The 25,114-nt window shown below is 64.9% G+C and carries 21 protein-coding genes; 18 read left to right on the forward strand and 3 right to left on the reverse strand.

The window, feature by feature from the left end; translation table 11 throughout:
* The first annotated feature begins 5 nt into the window (after positions 1 to 5).
* Together fxlM and IG78_RS0133905 are read left to right on the forward strand one after the other, a co-directional pair.
* The gene (fxlM, locus tag IG78_RS0133900; protein ID WP_030570932.1) at positions 6 to 2,102 is read left to right on the forward strand and encodes a methyltransferase, FxLD system; all 2,097 of its coding nucleotides are present in this window, start codon (positions 6 to 8) and stop codon (positions 2,100 to 2,102) included.
* 88 nt (positions 2,103 to 2,190) lie between these two features.
* Entirely contained in the window at positions 2,191 to 3,204 is a 1,014-nt protein-coding gene (locus IG78_RS0133905; protein ID WP_225882237.1) for a hypothetical protein, read from the forward strand.
* Between the two features lie 207 nt (positions 3,205 to 3,411).
* Here IG78_RS0133905 and IG78_RS43100 read toward each other — a convergent pair whose 3' ends face one another.
* The 3 genes from IG78_RS43100 to IG78_RS46695 form a co-directional block, all read right to left on the reverse strand.
* Positions 3,412 to 3,618, reverse strand: coding sequence for a hypothetical protein (locus IG78_RS43100; RefSeq protein ID WP_051853174.1), 207 nt, complete (start codon positions 3,616 to 3,618; stop codon positions 3,412 to 3,414).
* 216 nt (positions 3,619 to 3,834) lie between these two features.
* Positions 3,835 to 4,761, reverse strand: coding sequence for a hypothetical protein (locus tag IG78_RS46690; protein WP_078965615.1), 927 nt, complete (start codon positions 4,759 to 4,761; stop codon positions 3,835 to 3,837).
* 431 nt (positions 4,762 to 5,192) lie between these two features.
* Positions 5,193 to 6,275, reverse strand: coding sequence for a S1 family peptidase (locus tag IG78_RS46695; RefSeq protein ID WP_159398266.1), 1,083 nt, complete (start codon positions 6,273 to 6,275; stop codon positions 5,193 to 5,195).
* Between the two features lie 591 nt (positions 6,276 to 6,866).
* On the opposite strand from IG78_RS46695, the gene IG78_RS0133920 reads away from it, so the two are divergent.
* From IG78_RS0133920 to IG78_RS46710, 16 genes are all read left to right on the forward strand, one after another.
* Complete coding sequence (locus tag IG78_RS0133920) at positions 6,867 to 7,235, forward strand: hypothetical protein (protein ID WP_030570941.1); 369 nt, start codon at positions 6,867 to 6,869, stop codon at positions 7,233 to 7,235.
* Complete coding sequence (locus IG78_RS49685; RefSeq protein WP_157855972.1) at positions 7,228 to 7,650, forward strand: DUF6093 family protein; 423 nt, start codon at positions 7,228 to 7,230, stop codon at positions 7,648 to 7,650. Before IG78_RS0133920 ends, IG78_RS49685 begins: the two co-directional genes overlap by 8 nt.
* Positions 7,647 to 8,048, forward strand: coding sequence for an HK97 gp10 family phage protein (locus tag IG78_RS52825; protein ID WP_030570947.1), 402 nt, complete (start codon positions 7,647 to 7,649; stop codon positions 8,046 to 8,048). Before IG78_RS49685 ends, IG78_RS52825 begins: the two co-directional genes overlap by 4 nt.
* Positions 8,045 to 8,284 carry a hypothetical protein gene (locus IG78_RS0133935; protein ID WP_030570950.1) on the forward strand — a complete coding sequence of 80 codons (240 nt, stop codon included), beginning with the start codon at positions 8,045 to 8,047 and terminating at the stop codon, positions 8,282 to 8,284. The genes IG78_RS52825 and IG78_RS0133935 overlap by 4 nt, the downstream gene beginning before the upstream one ends.
* A 662-nt stretch (positions 8,285 to 8,946) precedes the next feature.
* Positions 8,947 to 9,498 carry a restriction endonuclease gene (locus tag IG78_RS44505; RefSeq protein ID WP_225882244.1) on the forward strand — a complete coding sequence of 184 codons (552 nt, stop codon included), beginning with the start codon at positions 8,947 to 8,949 and terminating at the stop codon, positions 9,496 to 9,498.
* A gap of 175 nt (positions 9,499 to 9,673) precedes the next feature.
* Positions 9,674 to 10,243, forward strand: a complete 570-nt coding sequence (locus tag IG78_RS0133945; RefSeq protein ID WP_455430822.1) for a phage tail tube protein — start codon at positions 9,674 to 9,676, stop codon at positions 10,241 to 10,243.
* On the forward strand, positions 10,240 to 10,836 hold the full coding sequence (locus tag IG78_RS0133950; protein ID WP_030570959.1) for a hypothetical protein: 597 nt from the start codon (positions 10,240 to 10,242) through the stop codon (positions 10,834 to 10,836). Before IG78_RS0133945 ends, IG78_RS0133950 begins: the two co-directional genes overlap by 4 nt.
* 170 nt (positions 10,837 to 11,006) lie before the next feature.
* Entirely contained in the window at positions 11,007 to 11,162 is a 156-nt protein-coding gene (locus IG78_RS51840) for a hypothetical protein (RefSeq protein ID WP_225882238.1), read from the forward strand.
* Between the two features lie 62 nt (positions 11,163 to 11,224).
* Positions 11,225 to 16,201, forward strand: a complete 4,977-nt coding sequence (locus IG78_RS0133960; protein WP_030570962.1) for a phage tail tape measure protein — start codon at positions 11,225 to 11,227, stop codon at positions 16,199 to 16,201.
* Entirely contained in the window at positions 16,198 to 17,109 is a 912-nt protein-coding gene (locus IG78_RS0133965) for a phage tail family protein (protein ID WP_030570966.1), read from the forward strand. The genes IG78_RS0133960 and IG78_RS0133965 overlap by 4 nt, the downstream gene beginning before the upstream one ends.
* Complete coding sequence (locus IG78_RS0133970) at positions 17,106 to 18,038, forward strand: hypothetical protein (RefSeq protein WP_030570968.1); 933 nt, start codon at positions 17,106 to 17,108, stop codon at positions 18,036 to 18,038. The genes IG78_RS0133965 and IG78_RS0133970 overlap by 4 nt, the downstream gene beginning before the upstream one ends.
* A gap of 138 nt (positions 18,039 to 18,176) precedes the next feature.
* Positions 18,177 to 19,136: a hypothetical protein gene (locus IG78_RS0133975; protein ID WP_157855973.1), complete on the forward strand. Its 960-nt coding sequence runs from the start codon at positions 18,177 to 18,179 to the stop codon at positions 19,134 to 19,136.
* Between the two features lie 16 nt (positions 19,137 to 19,152).
* The gene (locus IG78_RS0133980) at positions 19,153 to 20,463 is read left to right on the forward strand and encodes a hypothetical protein (RefSeq protein WP_030570972.1); all 1,311 of its coding nucleotides are present in this window, start codon (positions 19,153 to 19,155) and stop codon (positions 20,461 to 20,463) included.
* Positions 20,464 to 21,117: 654 nt separating this feature from the next.
* Positions 21,118 to 21,345, forward strand: coding sequence for a hypothetical protein (locus IG78_RS49690; RefSeq protein WP_157855974.1), 228 nt, complete (start codon positions 21,118 to 21,120; stop codon positions 21,343 to 21,345).
* A 328-nt stretch (positions 21,346 to 21,673) separates the two neighbouring features.
* On the forward strand, positions 21,674 to 23,017 hold the full coding sequence (locus tag IG78_RS46705; protein ID WP_157855975.1) for a hypothetical protein: 1,344 nt from the start codon (positions 21,674 to 21,676) through the stop codon (positions 23,015 to 23,017).
* 92 nt (positions 23,018 to 23,109) lie between these two features.
* Positions 23,110 to 24,207: a DUF5005 domain-containing protein gene (locus IG78_RS46710; RefSeq protein ID WP_488356437.1), complete on the forward strand. Its 1,098-nt coding sequence runs from the start codon at positions 23,110 to 23,112 to the stop codon at positions 24,205 to 24,207.
* Positions 24,208 to 25,114 lie beyond the last annotated feature (907 nt).

Below are 25,114 nucleotides of genomic sequence, written 5' to 3' on the forward strand. Positions count from 1 at the left end.
AGAACATGGCAGCGGAGGAATGGCCGCAGCGACTCATCCGGTTCGCCGACTGGGACCGCGCGGAGACCACCGCCGTCCAGTACCTGCTTCCGGTGCTGATTGACCTGGAGGCGGACCTGGGGCAGTGGTCGTTCCTGCGGAAGTTCCCCTCGTGGCGGGTGCGATACCGGCCCGCGGGCCCGGACTCCTCCAAGGGCTTGGACGCGGCTCTGGACGAGCTGGTCGTTGCTGGTGTCCTCGCCTCGTGGACGCGGGGCATCTACGAGCCGGAAGAGACGGCCTTCGGTGGTCCGGCCGCCATGAAGATCGCGCACACACTGTTCCACTACGACAGCCATCACCTGCTGGAAGCGATGGCCCACGAGCAGGCGGCGACCGGTCCCGGGCTCGGGCTCGGGCGGCGTGAGCTGGGGATCGCCCTGCTCAGCGTGGCGATGCGCGCAGCGGGACTTGACTGGTACGAGCAGGGCGATGTCTGGGCGCGTGTCGCGGCTGAACGCCCCGGTGGCCAAGATCGCCAACCTCCGCGGCACAAGGCGGCCGTCCATCGCCTCATGACGGTCGACGTCAGCGCCACGAGCAGCAGCGTCACCGAGGGAGGCCTTGCGCCGCTGGCGGACTGGATAGCCACGTTCGAGTGGTTCGGCCAGCAGCTCGCAGACCTCAACCGCCAGGGCCGCCTGGAGCGCGGGCTGCGGGCCGTGATCGCCCACCACGCGATCTTCCACTGGAACCGTCTGGGCCTGCCAGCGCAGGACCAGCACACCTTGTCAACACTCGCGAAAGAGGTAGTCATGGGAACGAGCGACAACGCCGCGTCCGGCCAAGCTGTGAGGCCGCAGAGCACTACGGTCACCGGGGTGAACAGTGACACCATCGAAGCCAATTCAGCCGACCGCCTGCGCCATCAGCTGATCGACCACCTGGTCGAAAACGGATGGGTGCGCACGCCCCGCGTGGAGGAAGCCATGCGGACGGTGCCCCGGCACCTCTTCCTCCCGAACGCCTCGCTGGAGAAGGCGTACGGGAACGCCCCGGTGAACACCAAGCTCGACGAGAACGGCACGTCCATCAGCTGTGCCTCCCAGCCCGACATCGTCGGCATGATGCTGGAACAGCTGGAGGTGGAGCCCGGCCACAAGGTCCTGGAACTCGGGGCCGGTACCGGCTTCAACGCCGGTCTCCTCGACTATCTCGTCGGAGAGAAGGGGCACGTGACCACCATCGACGTCGATGAGGACATCGTGGACGGCGCCCGTGCCGGACTGGCCGCAGCCGACATCCACAACGTGGAAGTGGTCCTCGGGGACGGGGCAGTAGGCCACGCCCCGAACGCGCCATATGACCGCATCATCGCGACGGTCGGCGCGCACGGTGTGCCTCACGCCTGGCTCGAACAGCTCGCCCCCGGCGGACGGCTCCTCACCCCTCTGCGCCTGCGCGGCAGCGTCTCCCGCTCGATCGCCTTCGAGTACCAGGACGGAGTCTGGCGCAGCGTCGGGAGCCAGATGAACACGTTCATGCCGTTGCGGCAGGGCATCGCAGATGACCCGCGCGTCTTCGTCTCCCTGGACCCTGACAACACTGTCACCCTCGTCACCAACGGTGACCAGACGATCGACCAGGACGCCTTGAGCGACATCTTCCGGCAGCCTCGCGCCGAGGTGTGGACGGGCGTCACCTTCCGGGGCCCGGAGTCAGCGGAGTACCTGGAGCTTTGGCTCACTTGCAGCATGCCCCACGGGCTGAGCCGGATGCCCACACAGCCCGAAGCTGTCAAAAACGGCCTGGTCACAGCGCCCTATCCGTCCTCCACCGCAGTCGTCGAGGGCGCCACACTCACCTACCTCACCCGGCGACGGGCCCCCGAGAAGGCCCCCGACGGCGCCATCCTGTACGAGTTCGGTGTCATCGGACATGGCCCCGACGCTCAGGCGCTGGCCGGACACGTCGCCGAGCAGATCCAGGCCTGGGACCGTGACTTCCGCAGCCTCGACGTCGGTTTCCAGATCCAGCCGCTCGACGCGGCGCCCTCCACGTCGAAGCCCGGGCGCTTCGCCTTCGACAATGAGCTGAACCGCATCGTCATCGAATGGCAGTGACATGGACGTCGGCCAGATAGCACGGCGTTTCCCCCTGGTCGCCCGCCCGCGCCCAGCCTGCCCGCCCCTCGCGGACCGGGTCCGGGAGATGAGCGACCTGGCTGACACCGCTAAGCGGGAGGGCAAGGTGGCCTCTGCGACCGTCGCGCTGAACAAGGCGGCGCTGATCGCGAGTGACTGCGGCCTGCCGGATTTGGCGCGCGCTCTGTGCTGGCGTCACGCCCAAGTCTTCCTGTGCGCACAGCCTTTGGGCGCGCAGGAGGCTCGGTTCGCGCTGGAGCCCCTGGTCAACCTGGCCCGTCTACGTATCCGCGATGGCGACGGGAACGGCGGTTACCTCCTGCTCGACACACTAATCACAGCGGTGAGAGCGAAGTCAGAAGCGGAAATCGACGGCCGCACCGTGTCTTTCCAGCACCTCACAGACTCGGCGGACGCCCATCGAAGGGTGCACCAATGGCTGTGGACAGTCCTGCTCGGCGACGGGACGCGCGCCCTCGTTAAGGCCGGCCAGTGGGATCGTGCACGAGCACACATCGAGCGGCACCACGGTGTCGGCCAGCGCCTGTTCGATGGACGTCAAGTTGGGGTCCTGGTCCGCTGCCTCAGCGGGCAGCCCACGGAAGCACTGGGATATCTCAACCACAGCACGCTCTCGGAAGACTGGGAACACGCCGTAGCCGCATGCCTCGCAGTGCTCTGTATGACCACAGATGGGGATGCCCTTGTCGGCCCAGCCAAGACCATGATAGGGACCTACCTGGCCCTGGACACCTCGCCCGAACTGGCCTTCTTCCGTTCTCGTCTCGGGCTGGCTGTTCTCGATCTCTCCGCACGTTCTGAGCAGGCTGGAGTACTTGGCCGTCTCACTCATGAAGCAACGACACAAGAGGACGGCTATGTTGCTCGCGACGTCATTGCCCATCCGTCGTGCCGCGAGGAGATGCCCCAAGACAAGCTCCGCACGCTGACCGCCTCAGTCGCTTCGGCTGGTCTTGGCCGGGGCTACATCCCCGAGCCCTTCAAACGGGACCTTCTAACCGCTGTGGCCATCAGTTCATCTGTGGCGGAACACCACCTCGCCCAACAACGACGGGTGTGAGTAGCTGAGGGCATGAAGTCCGGTGAGACGATCACGGCTCCCGGTAGAAGGCCGCCAGGCTTGTGCGGAATTGGGTTCGAAGCCTTTGACGGAAAGACTTTTCGGCAATGTACGGATCATCTGGTGGGCTGCTCAGGGGTGCGTGGCCGCGCAGGATCAGCCGGGGGTAGATGTCGTCCGCGTCATTCAGGAAGAGGTGATTGGCGCTCAGAAGCTGTTGGCGGCGTGAGGGTCGCCGTAGGCCCGTACGGCCACATCTCTGGGGGTTTTGCCCTCCCGGACGGTGAGGTAGCGCGGCGTGATCCCTTCCTGCCCAACCTGGACCCGGTCGTCTACTGCGGTGACACCGGCGATATTGCCCAGGGCGAACAGGATTTTATCTCTCTGGTCCTGCACGGTGGCGTCCCCGGCCACGACGACGATGGCTCGACGCTCACCGAACGCACATGCGCCGGTAGAGCCACATCCCAGCCATGCTGGCCCCCAGCTCGCATCCCGTCAGCGTCCTCCGGCCCTATGCCTGACGGACGACGTCAAGAGCTCGCCCCTCGCTCTCGCGGCTTGACAGACGGCACTAGGAACAGTGAGATCACCTCATCTCAGGGCTTCCACTCTGCCCGGGGTGGTGCTTCAGCTCCAACTCGGCGAGGGTCCGTTCCGCTCTCCGTAGGGTACTGGGCGGCCTGTGAACCCATCCAGGAGAACACGGCGGCCTACTGGCTTGTCCAGCTTCAACGTCACCTCCCCGGTCCTCAATTCGCCAGTGCACGGGCCCTTCTTCGCCCCGACGATGAACGCGGAAAGCACCACGCTGCTCCGGGTTTCCAAGACATCGACAGCTTGCCCTTTATCGCAGGAACCATGGTTGGCAGCCACGACGACGGACCGGCCTTCTCCAGTCACCTTGACCAGTCGGCCGAGTGGTGCCAGCTCGGATGCCGACACTGCTCCTGCCGGTTGAATCGGCGGCTTGGGCAGCTTCGATGGACGGAGCGCAACCCGCTTAAGCGGGGTTTCGTAGCCCTCCAAGGCGAACATCCAGGCCGGGACAGTCGCTGGGCCACGGCTGGTGGCCAGAGTCATCTCCCCTAGCTGAGCCCCTGTCACGGTCAGGTGCGGCCCATCACTGCTGTTACGGTCCAGCGCCGTGTATGCCGCTCCAGCGTCTATCAACGGCAGGGTGAGCGAGCCACCGCTCTCCCACGTCACCTGGCCCTTCTTACGTGGAGTGGCGGGAAGGTTTCCGCGCAGGACGAAATTGTTTGTCAGGTATGCGCGCTTGTCCGCTTCATTCCGGAAGGTCTTCTGGGGGAGCTGAACCGCGTCCGCCATCGGGTAGTACCCCCTGCTCCACGCCACGGCTGCCCTAGATGCACCCCAGGCTTCGGCGACTTGGCGGGCGCGGGCCTCCCGCTTTGGTGAGGGGTCGCGTTCGTTAACCTCCGTGCTGCTGCTGTCGCCTTTGTCGCTTCCGCAGCCTGTGGCGGCACCGGTCGCGGCGGCGAGCAGGGCAAGCGCCGCGAGCACGTTGACAGTGCGTGTCGCGTTCCTACGCATGGTTCCTCCAGAGACTGAGGGGGACGCGTGAGCTCTTTCCGCTGGGGCGCATACTGTGCCGCCCCTGTGACGCAGCGACCCTCAGTCGAGTTCCACTGCGGCGGCACAGTGTTGGCATGTTGCCTCTATTCGGTCAACTAGTCGCCGTGGCTGGAAGGCTGCGGTCGCCAGCCGCTCCTCCGGAGAACTATGCGGTCACAGGCTGAGGCCAAGTGGACTTACGCTGAACGATGTCGGCGCAAGTCCACCTTCGGCCAGTATCAGGGCACGCAACTATGGGTTTGTCTGTCGCCACTTCGACCGATCAGGTCCGCAACTAGGGTGCGTGCCCCTCGCGTCAGGGACATCTCCGGCCCCCTTCCCTCAGGAAGGCAGATTCGGCTCTGCATCAGGTCCCATCCGAGAGTGACCGCCGGATCGCGCCCTGGCGACTAGTAGACGCTGAGGTGCTCCTTGTTGAGCACGTCCTGCACCGGGTGATAGTAGGACGTGCGGTCCCGCTGCCCATCAGTATTGCCGCAAGGTTCATCGCCGTAGTTGCCGCCCGAAGTGATGCCCAGCGCGGTCGTACCGCTGAACATGGGGCCTCCGCTGTCGCCGTGCTTACTGCAGAGACTGGCCTCGATCATGTTGTAGAGCGTGGCTCCGTCGGTGTAGTTGACCGTCGCACGCGGTCGCAGCACCTTCCCGTCGAGATCCTGACTTGTGGTGCCCGTACGCTTCACCTTCTCACCGTCAACAACCCAGCGGGAGCTTTTGATCTGGTGCTCCGACCCGTCTTTGTACTGGACCATCCCGTACGCCACGACATCCGGGTTGCGGTACTCAATGACCGCCCAGTCTCCTGGCTCGTAATCCCAGTCCGTCTGTCGACCGAGATAGACCATGCCGTTCAGCCGGGACCATTCATAATTTCCCCCTACGATGCAGTGCCCGGCTGTCAGGAAGAACCGCTTCCCCGAATCATTGGTGACGTTGAATGCGGCACTGCAGGTCCAGTCGGGAGAGGTTATTCCGACTCCACCACGCATTTCATAGGCGGAAGTTTTCAGATCACCCGAATGGCTTTCGATGCGTACCGCGTCTCCATGCGCTGCAGCGACGCCAGAAATTCGGTCCCGGTCGGCGGAGGAAACGCCATCATAGATCTTGACTGACACCTGGTTGCTACTCGGCTCGACGCCCCACGAAGTGTTGGGAATACCCGCCAAGCGGTCCAGGTCAGCGTGTACCGACTCCAGCGTGGCCGTGCTGCGAGGCACGACCTTCGCGAAACCGCCTGCGCTCCGAACTGATTCTGCGGCGGCCTCGTCGGTGACCGCGGTAACGAGACGCTCGTCCTCGTAGTAGACGCCAGCGGTGCGGTCGTCCCCGAGGGCCTTGGCCAAGGCGACGGCCTCGGCGGGGTCGGTCAGTGGTTCTGGGGTCGTTGCATCAGCGGGCGACACGGACGCTGCGAGCAGTCCGGCAGCCACAACTGCGATCAGCGTGCGAGGTAATCGAGATCTTCGCATCTGTTTCTCCCTCAACTGGCGAAGGACGCGTCGATCGACTGCGCCCCGATCACCCTGTCGACTCGTAGTGGCAAGCAGATGAACAAAGGCGGTCAGGTTGATAACGAGAAAATCCCCAGGTATGAGCATCCTCCTCTGCGGAGTGCTTGACTAAGCCTGACGGCCCCCTGACCTGGAGAACCCCTCACCTAGCCTCCGTTCGCCACCCGACCTACCACGCGAGCCCCCAGCAGCGTCTAGTCGCCGCGTGGCCTGTTTCATGAGGTGGGGCTGGAAAGAGCTGGCCGTGAATGACCTTTGTCCCCAGGACTGCGCAGGATCACAACTTCCTCTGGCCGACTCGTCCAGCGCAGAACCTCGGCCCGTGACTATCCCCAGTTCGACAAAGCCGACTTCGTTACATACCGGAAGGCCCGCCCAATCTGCCCCTGCGAAGCGACCAGCCGCCCTGGGCAACCTAACTTCGGGGGTGGGGTTACAGACCGGCGGCGTATCGCAGCCGTAAGACGTGAGAGGCGAACTCCCAAATCCGCTTCCCAAGCGTCGTTGCTTGCCGAGGAGTACTCGTTTCACGCACCTAGGGTCGATGGCATGAGCACGCACTTGGAGCCTCGCCGCGTTCACATCACCGCCCGCTATGAAGAGCCCGCAGTGATCGAGATCGACGGCCGGGATGTCGCCTCTGCAATCGAGGGCTATCGCATCACTCAAACCGTCGACGAGGGCCCGGAAGTCACCCTGTACGTACAGCAGGGCTGGCGAGGCCTGGAGTTCGACGGCATGGCTGACGTGATCGTAGAGCCGACGGATGTGCGGCAGGTGGTGATCGGGTTCCTAGATGCGGTGGACTGGCGAAGGCTCGACGAGGGAGTGCTCAACCGGAGCGATCTGGATGGAAAGCCCGGTGAGCTGACCCGTGGTCTGATCGCGCAGTTGAGGGAGTGGGCGGCGGGTGCTTGATCAGTCAGGAATTGCCCGCTTTGCCGAACGCCATCTGATGCCGGACATGGTCCACGTCAACCGTGGCGCTGGTGAGGATGTGCTGAACCCAGCGACCGGCGCTCTCCTGCCGGGGGCTTCGGTGGCCGTATATGCGGGCAAGGCGGGCCTGTACGCCCATCAGGAGCGGATCCGCACTAAAGGCGCCGGGCTGAACGGCGCGTGGGTCGAGGAGGTACTTGCCGGATACCGGCTTCTGCTGCCCCTGGACGCGCCCGAGTTGCGGGAGGGCGACTCCGTCCTAGTAGTTGAGGCCCGTGACGAGCAGGCGGTGGGCCGGACCTACCGGGTCACTGCGCAAGGCGAAGTGTCATCGTTTCCCGTGTTGCGCACGGTGTGGCTGGAGGAGCACAACCGGAAGCCGGTGACCGTGTGAGCGGTGGGAATTTCCAACACCCGTCGGCCCTCGCTGCCGCGCTCAGCCGCAACGGCAGGGCAGCGGTGAATGCAGCCGAGACGGCGATGCGGTACAGCGCGAAGGACCTGGGGGTGCAGGTGCAACACAATGCATCTGGGCGGCCCGGGCCCCGTGTGATCACTGGTCAGTACCGGGCATCGTGGCGGTCCGATGTCCACCGGATGGGTCCGGTGATCGTGGCCGAGGTCGGCACCAATGCCCCCCAAGGGCGCCGGCTGGAGTTCGGCTTCGTCGGGGTGGACAGCTTGGGGCGCCATTACAACCAGCGCCCGTTCCCTCACCTAGGTCGGGCAGTTGGGACGTTCGGGCCCCTGCTGGTCCATGCACTCGGCCAAGCGGTGGCGGAGGAGCTGTGACCGACATCGCAGACAGTCTTGAAGAGGCGTTGTCGGGAGTACTCGCCGAGCACGAGCGGGGTCTCCTGGCCCGAGCAGTGGTCGTGGCGGAAGTTCTGGATGAGGACGGGGAACGCACTCTGTCGATCCTCACGACCCCTGGGGTAATGGAGTGGGACGCACTCGGCCTGTGCCGATACGGCGTCCTGAGCATCGAAGGGCCTGCGGCCGCGTACTTTGCCGGAGGTGACCTGTGATCGACCGTTCCCTAGTGACGAAGTCTGTGCAGGCGTTGTTGGTTGCCACGACGGGTCAACCGACTGGCCGGGGTCATCTGCCGCTCCTCCGCGGCGAGCCAGCACCGTTGCCCTACACGGTGCTCTTCCCTCAGGGAGGAACCGTTGACGGGGCTCCCCTGGCTAACAAGTCGGAGGATGCCCGTCTCGTCTATCAGGTGACCGTTGTCGCTGCACGCACTGATCAGGCGGAGTGGTTGGCGGATCGAGTCCGGCAGGGGCTCTTGGGGCGAACACACACAGGAGAGTGGCAACACCCGATCAACATCCCCGGCATGGATGTGTGGGCGCGAGAGTTGCTGGTCGACGATGGTGTAGAAGCGGCCGATGCCGCTGACGGGGTCGTGACAGCGGTACAGAAGTATGAGTTGTCCGTGACTTCCAGATGAACGCGCCTCACCCATGGTCTCCCCTCACCGGCCTTCAGCCGGGAGCGTTGGCGCGTCCCGCTCTGACTCATACTGTGATCACACTTTTGCGTCCTTGGGGGGATCATGTCTGTTCAGCGCGCTTTCGGCCCCGAGCCGTCCGGGGATTCAGTCGAAGGGCGGGACGCATTTAAGCGGGCCGCCTGGCAGCAGGGATCTTGCGGATCCGTCCTCCTTGTTGTCGCCGCCTTGCTGGTGATCAAGGCGTATCCCGAGTGGATCACTGCTGACGGTGACTATTCGTTGTGGATGATCGGCTCCATCCTTGCCTGGCCCATCGCAATGGTCGGCTGGGGCTTCCTGAAAGACCTCATGATCGTTAGCGAGGCCCGGCGTCTTCATCCCGTGGAGCAGACCACCCCGACTGCCGCCTCGTCTATCGTGCTGCGCACGTGGCGCGACGCAGAGTTCTTGGCAGTCGCTCACATGCAGCAGATCGGCTATCCGGACGCCCAGGACACGGGACGCGGAAGTGATGGCGGAATCGACGCCGAAGCTGATGCCGCCATCGCTCAAGTCAAGATGCTGAGCAGGCCCGTGGGCCGTCCTGACGTGCAGCGTCTCGTCGGCGCAGCGGAGCGGGGCAAACAGCAGGACCTCCTCTTTTACAGCTTGCAGGGGTACACGCGCCAAGCATTGGAATTTGCCGATAGCCGGGGCGTGCTGCTCTTCCAGTTCGACCGGAGGTGCATGGTGTGGGCTGTCAACCAAGCGGCCCGTGACGCACTGAAGCGACCACGGACCTGACCACTGCGCCGTGGTCACGACTCGTATCCCAGGAGCGGTGACGCCGAGAGCAGTAGGGTGATCTACGTGCAGTAGCTGCGGCTCACTGGCTTTAGCTGAGTTTGGTTCTGCGACCTCACCGCGGAGGCCCCGCGCGGACGCCCACCCGAAACCTGGGATGGGCCGGTTCCCCGACATGTCGTCGAGGGGCGGGGCCACTCCACGTCGCACGTCTGGCTGCCGTCCCGGAATCGGACAGCAAGCCTTGCAGGTTAAGAAATTCTCCCGGCGCGGGGTAACCCGCGTGCTGTGGCTCAACAGTGTCAACGATGCGGGTCACGTCCCCACCCGCGCTGAGCTGACCGCTGGCACCGATCTCACGGATGCCATCGCCGCCATTGACGGCTGGACGCTGTCGAACCAGGCCATTGACGTTCCCGATCTGGGCTCGACGTTCGAGTCGAAGATTCCGGGCACCGACCAGGCCGACGACAGCAGCCTCGGTTTCTACGAGGACAAGGTGTCGGACGACATCGAGCAGCTTCTCAAGAAGGACGAGACCGGCTGGGTAGTGTTCCTACGCAAGGGCGATGTCCCTGGCTCGCGGTCCATGGACGTCTTCCCTGTGCGTGTCGGCTCCCGCAGTCCGAACTACTCGACGGACAACGAGGCCGCCAAGTTCACCGTCAGCTTTTCGATCACCGAGAAGCCGACGCAGGATGCCGCAGTCCCGGCTGCCACTGTCCCGCCGAAGGTGGAGAAGTGACGCCGGTGACGAGCGACGTGCAGGCAACGCCTGCTGCACCGGCCGCCGCCGTGGCGAAGGATGCGCATTGGGCGGCGAAGCTGGCGAAGCTGCGAGCCCGGCAGCTCCCTGAGTACACGCTGGTGATCTGCGACGACCTGCACGCCAAGCAGCACCTGGACGAGTCACTGCGTGAGCGCGCCCGCTGCCGCAGGGCGGACGCGGAGAACGGGCGTGATTACAGCGAGGCGACCCTCGCGGCAGAACAGGCCGTCGAAGAGGCGCAAGAGTTCTTCGACAACGTTTCCACGGAGCTGACGTTCAAGGCTCTGCCCCGGCCCATTCTGGACGGACTGATCAAGAGGTTCCCCCCGACCGAGGCCCAGGCCGAGGACGGTGATGCATGGAACCCGGAGACGTTTCCCGCCGCGCTGATCGCCGCGGCACACATCGAACGGGATGATCACGGGGCGGCGGTGGAGGGCATGAGCGAGGCAGATGCCCAGGATCTGCTCGACTCGTGGCCAGTCGCAGAGTCGAACGCGCTGTTCGCGGCAGCGTGGCAGGCGCAGCAGATTGTGCGTACGTCCACCGTGGAGCTGGGAAAAGGCTGATCACGGACGCACAGCTCCGCGCGGAGCTGGAGCTGTGCGACCGGTATGCCATCCCGCACTCGCAGTTCCTCGGAGCAGGCGACGGGCGCTGGAGTGAGCTGGACCGCGCGAAGGCGTTGGCGTTCACCGCCTTCCGGCGCAGCGTCTGTGACGGGTGCGGGACCCGCCCTGTGGAGTGGGACGAGGAGCACGGTGGGGACCGGTTCGCGTACGTCACCACGACGGTGCGCTGCCCGGGCTGTGAGCTGATCGCGCACGAGCAGGACCAGGTGCCCGATGGCGCCGACGGCTACGGGGTGCGCATCGGTTTGGTCCCGCGCGCGTAGCCGGGTGGGTGGGTGAGGGGCGGGGTTTCGAGAGGGCGCGTGGGGAGTAAGGGCGCCGGCGGGTGTCGTCCTACACGCTCAGCGTTCAGGCGCGAGCGGACTTCGCGAACCTCCTGTCGGAGATCCGGCAGGCCTCGCGTGCGATGCGCGGGCTGGGCCGGGACACCGATGCCCTCAACCGGAACCTTCGCCGGATCGGCTCGGGCGCCCGGGGTTCCGCTGCGGAGCTTCGGGGCCTGGGCCGTGACGCGGACCGGGCCCGGGCGGGGCTACGTCGTGTCGGCGCGGACGGGCATGCCTCGATGCGGCAACTGCGTCACGGGCTGCTCAGCGCCCGGCAGGAAGCCCACCACCTGCGCGGCCTGCTCGTCGGCGGGGGAATCGTCGCCGGGCTCGCGGAGATCGCGAAGGAAGGCAACGAGTACCAGCGCGCGATCAACAAGTGGGGCGCGGTCACCAATGCCAACGGGCAGGAGATGGTGCAGGCCGCCGCCAAGGCCCGCGAGCTGGGGGCGGACCTGCAACTGCCCGGTACGTCGGCGGCGAAGGCTGCGGACGCGATGCTGGAGCTCGCCAAGGCGGGCCAGACATCTACGTCGAGCATCGCCAACGCCCGCGCGGCGATGCAGCTGGCCGCAGCTGACAACCTCAGCGCCGCCGATTCCGCCCGCTACCTGGGCGACGTCATGGACCAGTTCGGGCTCAGCTCGAACCATGCCGGACGTGCCGCCGATGTGCTGGCCGCATCGGCGAACGCCGCTTCGGGCGGCTTGCAGGACATCTACTACGCGATGTCCTACACCGGCCCTGTCGCCGCTCAGCTGGGCATCTCGATCGAGGACACGTCCACAGCGGTGGCGATGCTGGCCCGTTCCGGCATCCTCGGCTCCAAAGCAGGAACGTCCCTGCGCGGGATGCTCACCAACCTGGCGCGCCCCACCGCGCGGGCCAGGCAGGGCCTGGCCGAGCTTGGGATCGAGGCGTTCGACGCCCAGGGCAACTTCAAGGGCCTGCGCACGGTGGTTGAGGGTCTGGAGAAGGCCCAGCACCGGATGTCGCAGAAGGAGTTCCTGGGCTCCCTAGCCGATGTGGTCGGCAAGCCTGCTCTGGCGGGTGCGTCGGCGCTGGCACACCAGGGTGTCGAGTCCTTCGACCAGATGCACACCGCGATCGCGCGGACGGGGGCAGCGGGTGAGATCGCCGCCTCGCAGACCAAGGGGCTGTCAGGTGCGGTCACCCAGCTCAAGACGCAGGCGAAGAACGCCGGTCAGGTTCTGTACACCGCGGCCGCGCCGGGTCTGGAGAAGGTCACCCGGCTGTTGACCGCAGGGATCTCCGCTGCGATGCCCGGTATCGCAGGGGCCCTGGATTACGTCCACGACCTCTACACGCTGGCCGGGCCGTCGGCGTCGAAGGCCGTCTCGGCCGGGCTGAGTGAGGTGAAGGGCGCCCTCGGTGGGCTGGGCGGGCCGGTGAAGGACCTGGCTTTCGACGCTGCCGCAGCGGGCGTGAACGTGTTGGTGAACGCGGGGCGCGCGCTCCTCGATGTTCTCGACAACGCGGCCTCGGCTGCGGCGCCCGTGGCGGAGGCCATCAGTGATGTCGCCGAGGAGGCCGATGCTGGTGGGACGGCGCTCGACATCATCGTCACGGCCCTGAACCTGATCTCCTCCGGTGCCGGCGCCGCCTCAGCAGTGCTGGTGCCGATCGGGCATGTCGTCGCCGGGCTGGTGCGCGCCTTCGGTGCTCTGCCCGGTCCGATTCAGACGGCGATCGTCGCGATGCTGATGGCACGCCGGGTCGCCCCGGTGATGGCGCGCCTGGGGCAGACCGTGTCCGGGCCGGTGGTCGGCGCGTACCGGTCGCTCGGGGACCAGATGCGGGTGCAGGAGCGGCTCGCCTCCGCGCAGGGGCAGTCCATCGGCCGCATTGGGCAGGCCCTGGCCGTCATGCAGACGCGGATCCCGGTCGTCGGGCAGATGACCAGTGCGTTCCGCAGCGCCTCCGGCCCGATCACCGGGGTGGCGCGGGCGATCGGCGCTGGTGTCGGTGGCGCTGCCCGAGGGCTGATGGGCGCGCTGGGCGGCCCGTGGGGTGTGGCGCTCGCAGGTGCGGGTGTGGCGCTGTCGATGCTCGCCTCGCACCAGCAGCAGGCAGCTCAGGCAGCGGCGGAGCACCAGTCGCGGATCAGCAGTCTCACCCAGGCGTTGCAGGAGTCGAACGGTGCCATCACCGGCAACGTTCGCGCGGTAGCCGCGCAGTCCGTCATGGACACGAAGGTCTTCGACGGCAAGGAACGGCTGGTCGACGTCATGTCGAAGGCCGGGGTGAAGGCTCGTGAGCTCACGGACGCCTACCTGGGCCAGGACGGCGGCCTCGACGCCCTGCAGAAGCGGCTGAACGACACGGCGGAGGCCAACGTCGAGTGGGTCGCGACGCAGGGTGGCGCAGCGAAGGCCTACAACGACCAAGGCCTCGCGGCGGGCCGGGCCGCGGATGCGCTGGGCTCGGTCAAGGGCGAGATGTCGCAGGCCGTGAAGGACGCCAAGGATCTCGCGGACGCCACAGGGTCTGGAGGGCGTTCAGCGGCCAGCGCGGTGGGACCGTTCGGGCAGTTCTCCGACGCGATGCGCCGCCTGTCGGACACGACCGCGGACGCGGACTCGCGGGCGCGCGCCCTGCACGATGCGCTCAACATTCTCGCTGGCGGATCGGTGGACCTGTCTGCGGCTGAGAGTCGGCTGAACCGGTCCGTGTCGGATGCGTCGGACGCGCTGAAGGGCGGCGTCGACCAGGCGCAGGGCTACGGCAAGTCCCTGCTGAACATGGACGGCTCGCTGTCGACCGTCACCCGCAACGGCCAGAAGCTGTACGACCTTCTGCAAGGCCTCTCTACGAATTCCGCGGATGCTGCGCTGGCCGCGTACCAGTACGCGGAGGCGTCCGGGAAGTCTGTGCCGGAAGCGTTGAAGGCCGCGCAGGCGCAGATGGCGACGGCCCGTGAGTCGGCGCTGGCTACCGCTGAAGGGTTCGGCCTGTCTGCGGAGAAGGCGGCGAGGCTGGCGGACAGTGCGGGTCTGGTGCCTGAGCAGGTGTCGCTCGTCTTGCAGACGGCCGGCATGGATGAGGCTATGGCCGAGCTGATCGCCGTCCAGCAGACGCTGAAGGCCGATCCGGACAAGAAGACGATCACGATCGCCACCCTGTCCGACGATGCTCGTGCGGACCTGGAAGACCTCGGTTTCAAGATCCACGACCTCAAGGACCGTCGCGTCGAGGTCACCGCGCCCACCGAGACCGCGCGCACGGACCTGGACTCGTTGATCGCGAAGATCGCGGAGACTCCCGGTAGCAAGAAGGTCAGTGTCACGTCGGCGACGCAGTCGACGATCACCAGTCTGGAGGAGGTCAAGCAGAAGATCGCCGGTCTCCCGCCCGGCCGGATGATCCCCATCAGCGCGCCCACGGCGGAGGCCCGGCGGCAGCTGGAGGCGCTCGGCTTCTCGATCACCGCCATCCCGGCGAGCAAGAACGTCTACGTGTCGGTGCCGGTCGGCGCCGCGACGGGCGACGTGGCCACGATCCAGGGCGCTATCGACAGCTTGCACGGCAAGACCATCGGCATCGGCGTCTACCGGACCGAGTACATCAACACCGTTCACCAGCAGGGCGGCAACTACGGGCCCTACAAGGACGGGTACCGGCTTGGCAAGGCCGATGGTGGCATCGTCACCTACGCGGACGGCGGCGTCCGCAAGGAGAACCATGTCGCGCAGATCGCGCGCGGCGGCACCTGGCGAGTGTGGGCGGAGGACGAGACTCAGGGCGAGGCTTACCTCCCTTTGGCGCCCAGTAAGCGGGCGCGCTCGAAGATCATCCTGAACGAGGTGGCTCGGCGCTTTGGCGGCCAGGTCGTCTACAACGCCTCCGGTGGCCTGTCCGACTGGTCCTATCAGCCGCTGGGTTCCTCCGGGCTGACGGTGTCGGATGTGATTTCCAAGTCGCAGCGCAAGGGCAAGGGTGGCAAGGAGCACTTCGACCTGCGCTTGTTCGAGAAGAACCTGCGCCGCTCCGTACGCACGGCACAGAGCTGGCGCAATGACCTGGCGACGGTGGCTCGCAGGGCGGGCACGGATGTCGCCAAGGCGTTGGAGGACATGGGCGAAGACGGTGTCGCGCTGACCCGGAAGATGGCTCACGGCTCGAACCGGTACGTGCGTTACATGGCCAGCCAGCTCACCAAGCTCGCCGGTACGGCGCGGGCAACGCTGAACGATTTCACCGGCCAGTTGAACAACGCCGTCAAGAACAACAGCGCGTTCCAGAAGAACCTGACCACGCTTGCTTCGCGCGGGTACACGGCGCTCGCGCAGCGCCTGGCCGAGCAGGGTGATGAGAACGCGGAGGCGCTGGCCGCTCAGGCGGTGAAGGACCGCAAGAAGGCGCAGAAGGCCAACACCGCGGCGAAGAAGGCGGCGACCTCTCTCGACGGTGACCAGCTCGCGGACCTGGTGAAGCTGGTCGGGGCCCTGTCGAAGAACAAGGGCATCCACTCGGTGGCCGAGGCTACGGGGCTGGCCGAGGACCGGATTATCGAGGTCGGGAATCTCGCAAAGAGTCACATCAGGAAAACGGGCAAGGCCGACCGGTTCTTGTCCGACCTGGTGAAGGCGAACGCGGGCAAGGCGTACGCGAACGGCGGGATCTGGGAGCCGGGCGTGTACTCCTCATCCCGGGGGCTGATCAAGTTCGCGGAGCCCGAGACGGTCGCGGAGTCCTACATCCCGCACGCCGGCGCGAAGCGGGGCCGGGCAACAGCGGTGCGGGCTGAGACTGCGGACCGGTTCGGGTACGGCCTCGCTCCGCGTCGGCTGGTCGACGCGCACGCGGGGCGCGGGCGGATCACGGTGGTACACCAGGCTCCGGCGATCGGGCAGCAGACGATCCACGTCTCCGGGTCTGCCGCCACGGCCGACGACATCGCGGCGACCGTCTCCTATCAGATGCGGCGTGCCCGCCGAGGCGGTGTCCTGCGATGAGTGAACTCACCGATTTCCAGTTGGAGATTGCCGGGGTGCGGCTCGGGCACGGCACGAGCGTGCCGGTCGCGCAGATCGAGGGTCTGGCCCGTCCATCTGTGCGGGGCGAGGTGGTGGAGCAGCCGAACGCGGATGGGGCCTGGCTCGGCGCGGACTGGTACGAGGCGCGCACGCTGCGCATCGACTGCGGCGTGAAGACGCCGGGTGATCCTGCTGCTGCGGCCCGTATCGTCGCCCAGCTGGAGGAAGCCGCCGACGATCCGCGGGTCCGCACGGTGGGCGGCGCGGTGACCGTGCTGCGGATCAAATGGCCCGGTGCTCCGGTCCGAGTCTTGTTCGGGCGGCTGCGCAAGGTGGAACCGTCGTGGGAGCAGGCCGCGTTGGGCTGGGTTCCTCTCGATCTTGAGTTCACCGCTCCCGATCCGCGGTATTACGCCGATGTCGAGCAGTCGGTGGGGCTGCGGCTGGGTTGGCTGTCCGGTGGCGGATTCACCGCCCCGGTTCAGGCGCCGATCCGGGTGAGCGATGGCGACCAGTCGGGGCAGGACCGGCCGGGCTGGGTGACCAACAACGGCACCGTCGACGCCTACCCGGTGATCACCGTGCACGGGCCGTGCGCGAACCCGGTGATCACTCATGTGGAGACGGGGCGGCGTATCGATCTGGGGATCACCGTGCCGGCGGGTGAGTACGTGCGGGTGGACACCCGGCCCGGGCGCCGCACGGTGACGCGGCAGGACGGCGGCACCGTCGCGACCACCTCGCCGCTGGGCAGCTTCCGGCTGCCGAAGGGTCGCAGCGAAGTGCGCTGGACCGCCTCCAATCCCACTGCGTCCGCCCGCCTGACGGTGGCGTGGCGTGACGCGTTCAAGACCCTCGTGAACCCGAAGGAGAATCTCGTTCAATGACGCTCGCCCAGGCCCCGCTGCTGGTGAACGGCGCTACCCACAGTGCACAGACGTTCCGGCAGATGATCAAGGATCTGTCACACGGATCGGAAGGGGTGACTGAGGCCGCCGACCTCAAGGTGGCGCCGCTGCCTGTCCCGGGCGGCGGTGTGCAGATCGCGGACGGCTCTGCGGTGATCCGCGGGAAGGCGTCGGCGTGGCAGGGCTCGTACACGGCGTACAACATCGGCACGGCGACGGTGGATATCGCGCCGACGGGTGCTGCGCCGCGTTCGGATCTGATCGTGCTGCGGGTGCAGGACCCGGAGTTTGAGGGCGGGCTCGATCCGGCGAAGGACGCGGTCAACTTCTTCGACGTCATCCCCAACGTGTCCTCCACTGCCACCGCGGTGCCGAAGGGAGTGACGGGGGTGCCGCTGGCCCGCGTGGATCTGCCCGCGAGCACCGGGACCGTCACCGCGGGAATGATTCGCGATCTGCGGCGGGTGGCGAACCCGCGCAGGGAACGCACCCTGTACACGGCGTATCCCACGAAGTTGACAAAGGCGTGGAAGGACGACGACAAGTGGCATGACTGGCCGCCTGAGGCGCGCTGGCAGATATCCGTGCCGGAGTGGGCGACGAAGGTAATTGTCACCATCACGGTCGCGGGTCTGCGGATGGACTTCGACTCGCTGTACGGGAAGCTCCAACTGGTGTTCGGCACGGTGCACGGCCAAGACACGGTCGTGGATGACAACCAGGGGCAGGTCGTACGTCGGCAGACGACGGTGGTCGCGGACACCCTCACGCTGCCCGCCTCGTACCGGGGCACCACGCAGGTGCTGTACATGCAGGCGAAGATGGCGAAGGACTGGAAGGGCGACCTGAGCGTCGACGGCGGCACGTCGATCATCGCCGATGTCGAGTTCACCGAGGGCCCGGTGTAACGGGCTGTGGCGTACAGGTATTTGACGCAGCACGCTCTGACCGGCGAGTGGCTATCCCACGACCTTCCGCTTCGCGGGGTGGAGTTCGGCCCGGATTTGAACGGGCCCGGCCACCTGCGGGGTGCTCTGTCGCCCCGCTTGGCGTGGTCACATCCAGGGCTGACGGATCCGGGCAACACGCTGCTGTACGTCGAGGCGGGCGGGCGGATCCGGTGGGGTGGCATCATCTGGCAGACCGAACCCGACGGCGGCACGATGCAGGTCGAGGCTGCGGGGTGGTCCTCCTACCTTCAGTACCGGCATGACCTGGACGGTGAGCTCGGTGGCCGGGGGCCGTACGTGAACACGGACCCGTGCCGAGTGATGCGGGACATCGTCTCCTACGCGCAGTCCATCCCGGACGGCAGCCTTGGCATCACCGTGGACGGCACGACGTCCACGGCGAAAGTGGGCAGCCCGGCGGAGCCGTGGCATTCACGCTGGTGGGAGACGCCGGTGCTCGGTGACCTCTTTGACGATCTGATCAAGGCCCCCGATTCGCCGGACTACACGTGCGCCACCTGGTGGGGCAAGGACCGGCGCCCGGTACGACGGATCCGCATCGGCTACCCGCGTCTGGGTGCACGCCGCAGTGACATCGCGTTCAGCTCGGACACCAACATCGTCGGCCACACGACGGTCACCTACAGCGCGGACGAGTACGCGCAGGTCGTGATCGCCACCGGGGCGGGCGAGGGGCGCTCGCAGCAGCGGGCCGTCGACGCAGTGCGCAACAAGCGGTTGCGCCTTGAGCACGTGCTGGAGCTGCCGGAGGTGCGCGGCCGTGACGCGCTCGCACAGCGGGCCAGGCGGGAGCGAGCCTGGCGGCAGAGCCTGGGACACGTGGAGGAGATCACCGTCCGCAACCATCCTGCGGCACCCATCGGGGCATGGCAGGTCGGTGACGACGTGCAGGTGTCGGTGCGCGACGAGTGGGCGAATTGGTCGGGCTGGTGCCGCATCACCGGCTTCACGATCCGCCCCGACACCGACTTCGGGGAGACCGCCCAGCTTCAGCTCGAACTGGCCGGCGCCCACCAGTACGCCCCCGCCGCCTGATACCAAGGAATCTGTTGTGCGTAACGACATCGGCGCCCGCCTGGCCCGCCTCGAAAAGCTCGTGCAGAGCATCATCCGCTCCCCCAAGCTCGTCAACGCCAGTCTCGAGGACGGAGCTCTGGACGTGTACGACGAGAACGGCTCACTGCGGGCAGTCTTGGGACGGCAGCCAGACGGGACGAGTGGGCTCACCGCGGTTAACGGGCCCAGACCTCCCATTCCCTCCCCTGCCCAGGTGGAACCGGTCCTCGGCGGTGTGCGCGTCACCTGGGATGGCACCTTCACCGACAGTGAGCCTGCTCCGTTGGATCTGTCTCGGGTACAGGTACACGTCCTGGATTCGGCTGATGACGAGCCGGACGTGCAGTGGCCTACGACAACGATCGAAGCCGCGTCGGGCGCGTCGGTGACGGTCGCAGTGAACCACTACGGGCCCGTGTGGGTGCGGCTGACTGCCGTGAGCACCTCCGGCACACCTAGCGGCGCCTCGCAGGCCGTGGAGGTCTCCGCACGCCGTGCTGTATCCGACGACCTCGGCAATTTTGTGGTACAGCGTGAGAACGTGGCGTTGGGGGCGATCACCGCAGATCTGCTGGCCGCGGATGCGATCAACGGGAAGGTGATCACCGGCGCCACGGTGCAGACCGCAGAGGATGGGCCGCGTGTCGTGCTGAACTCCGCTCGGCTGCGGGCAATCGGCACGAACGGGTCCGCGATCGGCATGGAGCCTAACGCCGTCTACCCGTATATCTACTGGGAGTCCGTCGACGGCTCAAATCAGGCGTACATCAACGTCAGCGGCTCCAACGCCGCGGATGCGAACATTGGCATCAACTCGGGCACCTTCACTGACCCGGACGACAACGACACGTATCGATGGCGGACGTTCTTCGGCAACGACTTCTACGCTGCGGAACGCATCACCGCGAAGGGGAACAGGCCGGTCGGAGGCCGCTTGTACCTCGGCAAGAGTTCCGCTCAGCTCGGGGCCGGGCCCGAGGGTGGCAGCCTGTCGCTCGCGCGCGGTGCCGCGTCCCTGTTCGCAACGTCGATCAGGGCAGCTGGTGTGCTGCGGGCGGACAACGTCGCCCTCGGTACGGCAACCATCACCCCGGTAGCGAACAAGCCGACCTCCATCACTCTGACCGGCGGCAACGTCAAAGGGACGAAGTTTCGGGCCTTCGTCACCCCTAACACCTCCGCGCCGGGCGAGAAGGTCGTGGGGGTAGGCGTCACCGGTGTCTCGTCGAGTGGGCTGACGATCTGGGTGCATCGCACGAACACGACGCCGACTTTGGTGCACTGGATGATCATTGGAGAGGACTGACTTCCATAGGACGGGCTGCCCCTGTCACCATGACCGCGACGTTTCACACCCGGGCCCCGGGGCTCAACGCCCGTTCACAGCACTGTTCAATCCGAACGCTGTACTGCAGAAGTGCAGCGATGTTTGCATGCGTTGTGCGCAGGAACTCACTGGGCCGCCTCCCCGACACGCCTTCGCCCCAGGACAGTACATGCGCCGGGCCGTCCCGCCGGGGGCCGCGCAGATACGGGAGCAGGTCGTGACGGGGGCTCAACTGCGGCTTCGCTCGGCACCGCACTCGCCCGCTGACCACTGTTTGACCTGCATTCGAGCGAGACGGTCACCCCCTTGCAATGCGGAATTCGAAGTTCCCAGTTAGCGCGAACACACGGGCCCAGATCGGCCATTCTGATGTTGGGTGGAGAGTTGAGAGGAACGGCGAGCTACCCCAGCCCGCCACGGCACGAGTTTCATGAAGCTGCTACGACCTGCTCCGTTGCGCTGTGCACTCTGCACGTAGCCACGCCTTCGGCTTCCCAGGCAGTCGGCTTAAACCGATCATTCACATGCCCCTCCCAATCGAAGATCGCCAGATCTCACCTTCGCGATGCTAATGTTTCCACCCCAGTAGCCCGACTGAATGAGGTGACTGTGCGCAGGAGTGTTCTCGTCATCATGCTGGCCGGAACCACGCTGGCGGCTGTTCCGGCCGCTAGCGTTTTGGAAACCGAATCCGGCCAGGCTGGCGTATTCGAAGTCACCGACACTCAGGGCAACCCCTTCCCTCAAAGGACCGGTTCCGAGAACCGCCACAGTCACAAGCAGGCAGAGACGCCGGACGAGGCCCAGAGACGAGCAGAATATCTACTGCGACTGGAAGAAAAACAGGCAGGTAATCGATAGCCACCCGGGGCACCAACAAATTCCTGCCACATAAGAATTCACCTGCACACCCAGCCGCTGCACCCTGTCGACCTTTCTCTATGCGCGTAGCACCTTTATGCGCATTGCACCTCGACGCGCTACGCAAAGGACAGGTTCTAGTTAGCCGTCCATCGGAAATTCAGGGCACACTACCCCCGCCATGTCATCCACTCACGCATCCATGAAAGCGTGAATGACGGCCAACGGGGCATGCCAACGGCCGAAACTGTTATTCCTCTAAGGGAGGTACTCCATGTTGCGAAGATCCCTCAAACGCAACTCGGGTAAAGCTGCGTACGCAGCGACCATGGCAATCATCGCGTTACTCGTGGGGTTATGCGCCCCTGCGGCTAACGCGCAGAGTCGGAGCGGCGGCACAGAAGCAGGATCCTTCACCATCACCAACTTGTCTGGAGAGCCGGCCACGGACATCTGGGAGGCGCCGCAGAACCTAAAAGAGCGTATGGGTAGGCGCCAGGCAGAGACACCGCACGAGACACACGAGCGCAATTCTTATGTGCAAGAGCTGCAACGTAAGGAAAAAAGGAAGGTTGGCCCACGTCAGGCGGGAGAGATTCCCCCGGGGGATATGTCTGACTGCTACAAAGCAGACCTCGGTGACGACGGTTCAAAGATCCTCACGCACTGGCAGTGGTGCAAAGAAGCCCTGGGTAGCTACCACTCTTTCGAGAAGTGCCAAGGCCCGCCGCCAGGGAATGGTTGCGTCGAAATTGGCAGTGTCCAGTTTCGCGTCGCAGTGATGGGTCAGGGGTACCAAGACAAGAATGACCCGGGAGCACGTAAGGTCCGGTACTGGATGCAGCTTGATAATCCCAAGATCTTCCTGCTGCCCCGCCTAACGGACCAGCTTTCTTTCACTGGCCGATGCGAGTCGTTCACTCCTGGAGGCCCATGCCAGGCGGCTGCCAGTAACGGACGCATTGACACCATTGCAGGATGGATGCAGGCGGGGCATGCCCGATGGGACTACAGCTCTCCAGAGGGAAGCATATCGGACCCCGACAAGAAGGCCTTCTTCAACTTCACCATGAAGTCGACGGTCCACCAGGACTATGACATTTCTGGAGACGTGGTTGAGGGCGGCGAAGCCGGCTTCCGCTGCGACTCCGCCAGGTACCAGCTGTGGCCAGTGGATCGACCATCGTATGGATGCGTATTTGACGGCGTCAATTCTATATGGAACTTCAAAGCCAAGGCAGACGTAGCTGAAACGGCGCGGCACGTTTGGACGGCGCAGTTTAAACCAAACCAGACCCGGCCGCCCAGCGTGCAAGACAAAAAGATCCCTGGCTCGATCAAAAGTTATATTCCGCTATCACGCCTAGCCGGGACAGGAGGAAGCGAAAACAAAATCCTCCATGAAAAGAATAGAAGTAAGTCCATAGCCAATTGCAAGACCAATTATGGCGTATCGTACTCGCGAAGCAAAACCCGCGACTGCGACGAATACCCAATGGCCTCGACACGCGAAGGTGCGTTTACAGGCGATGTCGAAGACGAAGACGGAACAAGCCACTTTTCAGTCAAGGCCATACCGAAGGACGACAATCAACAGGCAGGTCGGGATTTAGTTGATTCTACATCGACCAGCGCATCATCAACGACGACGATTTTTTCGTCAATGTCCTAGATGCGGACGGAGGAACATATCCTGGCACTCCAGAACCTGAAGGGGTCTCTTCCCCCGTATCAAACAGGCAGTGCGACCTGAGGCAGCCTGAGATATCAGACGTCAAAACTCAGGCAGCACCTGAGAAGACGTTCCTCGACTACGCTAAAAAAACGCCAGACGGATGGACCGGAGGTGACTCAACCTTCTCTGTCAAGCTTCCGGACGGTCGAACCCTCTGGCTATTCTCGGACACATTCTTAGGGCCGACAAGCAACGACGGCCGCAGCAGGCCAACGAGCGCCCCTCTCATCAACAGCAGCTTCGTCATACAAGATGGCGATCAAATGACAACGCTTCGCGGAGGAACAAAAACAAAACCCTCGGGACTCATGAAGCCGGCCGCGGCAAACCACTGGTACTGGCTCGGAGACGGTCTACTCCACAAGGAAGGAGGTAAATCGTATCTACAGGTCATCTTCCAGGAGTACTACAAGTTCGGACCAGGCGGCTGGGACTTCAGACACAAAGCCAACTTCGTCGCAACATTCTCACTCGACGATCTAGGTACACCCCACGGGCACGAACCGCTGTATATCGATCCCGTTCCTTCCACTCCAGGGGTCGGCTGGGGCTCGGCACTCCTGCCATCCAGCCTGAGCGGCGACGGCTACACCTACATCTACGGTGTGGATGATGCTCCCACTAATAAGAAGATGCGCATTGCTCGCGTCAAGGGCACTGACCTTCTCGGCAAATGGGAGTACCTCAACTCGGGCGCCGGCGGGTGGATGAAGAGCGAGAAGCAGGCAGCCAACGTCTACACCGGAATAGCGAACGAGTACAGCGTAACCCCTTGGAACGGCGGATTTGTCGCCGTGAGCCAGACCAGCACAGAAGCGTTTAGCGGTTGGATCAAAGCGTCCGTTTCGTGCTCCCCTCACGGCCCGTTCCAGCTGGACACCGACGTGTACCGCATGCCAGAACCAGGCCCCTACGGATTGCCCTACCTGAACCCCAAGGTGATCAGCTACAACGCGCATGTCCATCGAACGATGTTGCCGAGCGGCGGAGGTCCGCACACTCTGTCCTACAACGTGAATAGCATGGATAATCGCATTCACCCAGACGCTGACCTATATCGCGATGCGTCCATCTACAAGCCGCGATTCGTCTCGTTCAAGATGACTCCGGGCCGTCCCCTCCGCTAGGTTCCGCACGCGAAGCATGCTGACATCGTGTGGCCTGGCCGCTGAACCTCAGCCGAGGTCAGCGGTCAGGCCATACCTGTATGACCCAAAATTCCAGCGGATCCCCGTGCGGCCCATCAGACGGAAAGGGATCTAGCGCAAGTGAAGCCTCCAGGTGATCCCGTCCTCGGCAGAGCAACCGAAGACGGTACGGGCCTGGTTCGAGTGAAATCCTTCCATAGCACTCGGAGTAGAGGTCGAATACACCGAGACGGTCAAGCAGGGGGGACGTGAACTCCCGTTCGTACTCCCAGTCCTCCGTCGGCCTCACTGCGCAACCATCCCATACCTCCATGCGCACCAAGGGATAGAAGTCGTTATCGCTTGAGGAGAGGCTCCATCCCTCCCCAGGGATGGCAACAATGTCGTCTTCCGCTGGCTGCTCCTCAAAGAGGATAGGACCGATCTGGATCGTTCGGTGGAAGACACGTGGACGAGTGTCAATTGCTTCAACCAGGCTGGGCACTTGCTCTCCTCATCAGACGAGTATGGCGACATCGAAGGGACTACCGGCAAGGCATTGGCATCATGCCATGCTCAGCTACGTCATGTCGTACGACCTTGGGCTGTACAACTGAGCGGGGTTGTGACGTTGGATCGTCCCGGACAGAGTGCGGGCGGTAGCGCGTGGATGCTGGTACCTCTGTTATAGGTGACGGACTGGACGCAGGCGGTTGTTCGGGGTGACCTATCCATTGCACTCTTCGAGGTTGGAGTGAACCTCCTCTCCGTCTCTCCCTCTGCAGAAGGGTCCTCATTCGCAGTTGCACTCACAACATGGCATGGCATTCGTTGCCCCTGAACGCAACGGTCAGGTCAAGGTCACCGTGCTCCTCGCACCCGTACGATCACGGTAGGGCTCGGGGCT

Source organism: Streptomyces aureocirculatus (genome assembly GCF_000720475.1).
Classification (GTDB): Bacteria; Actinomycetota; Actinomycetes; order Streptomycetales; family Streptomycetaceae; genus Streptomyces; species Streptomyces aureocirculatus.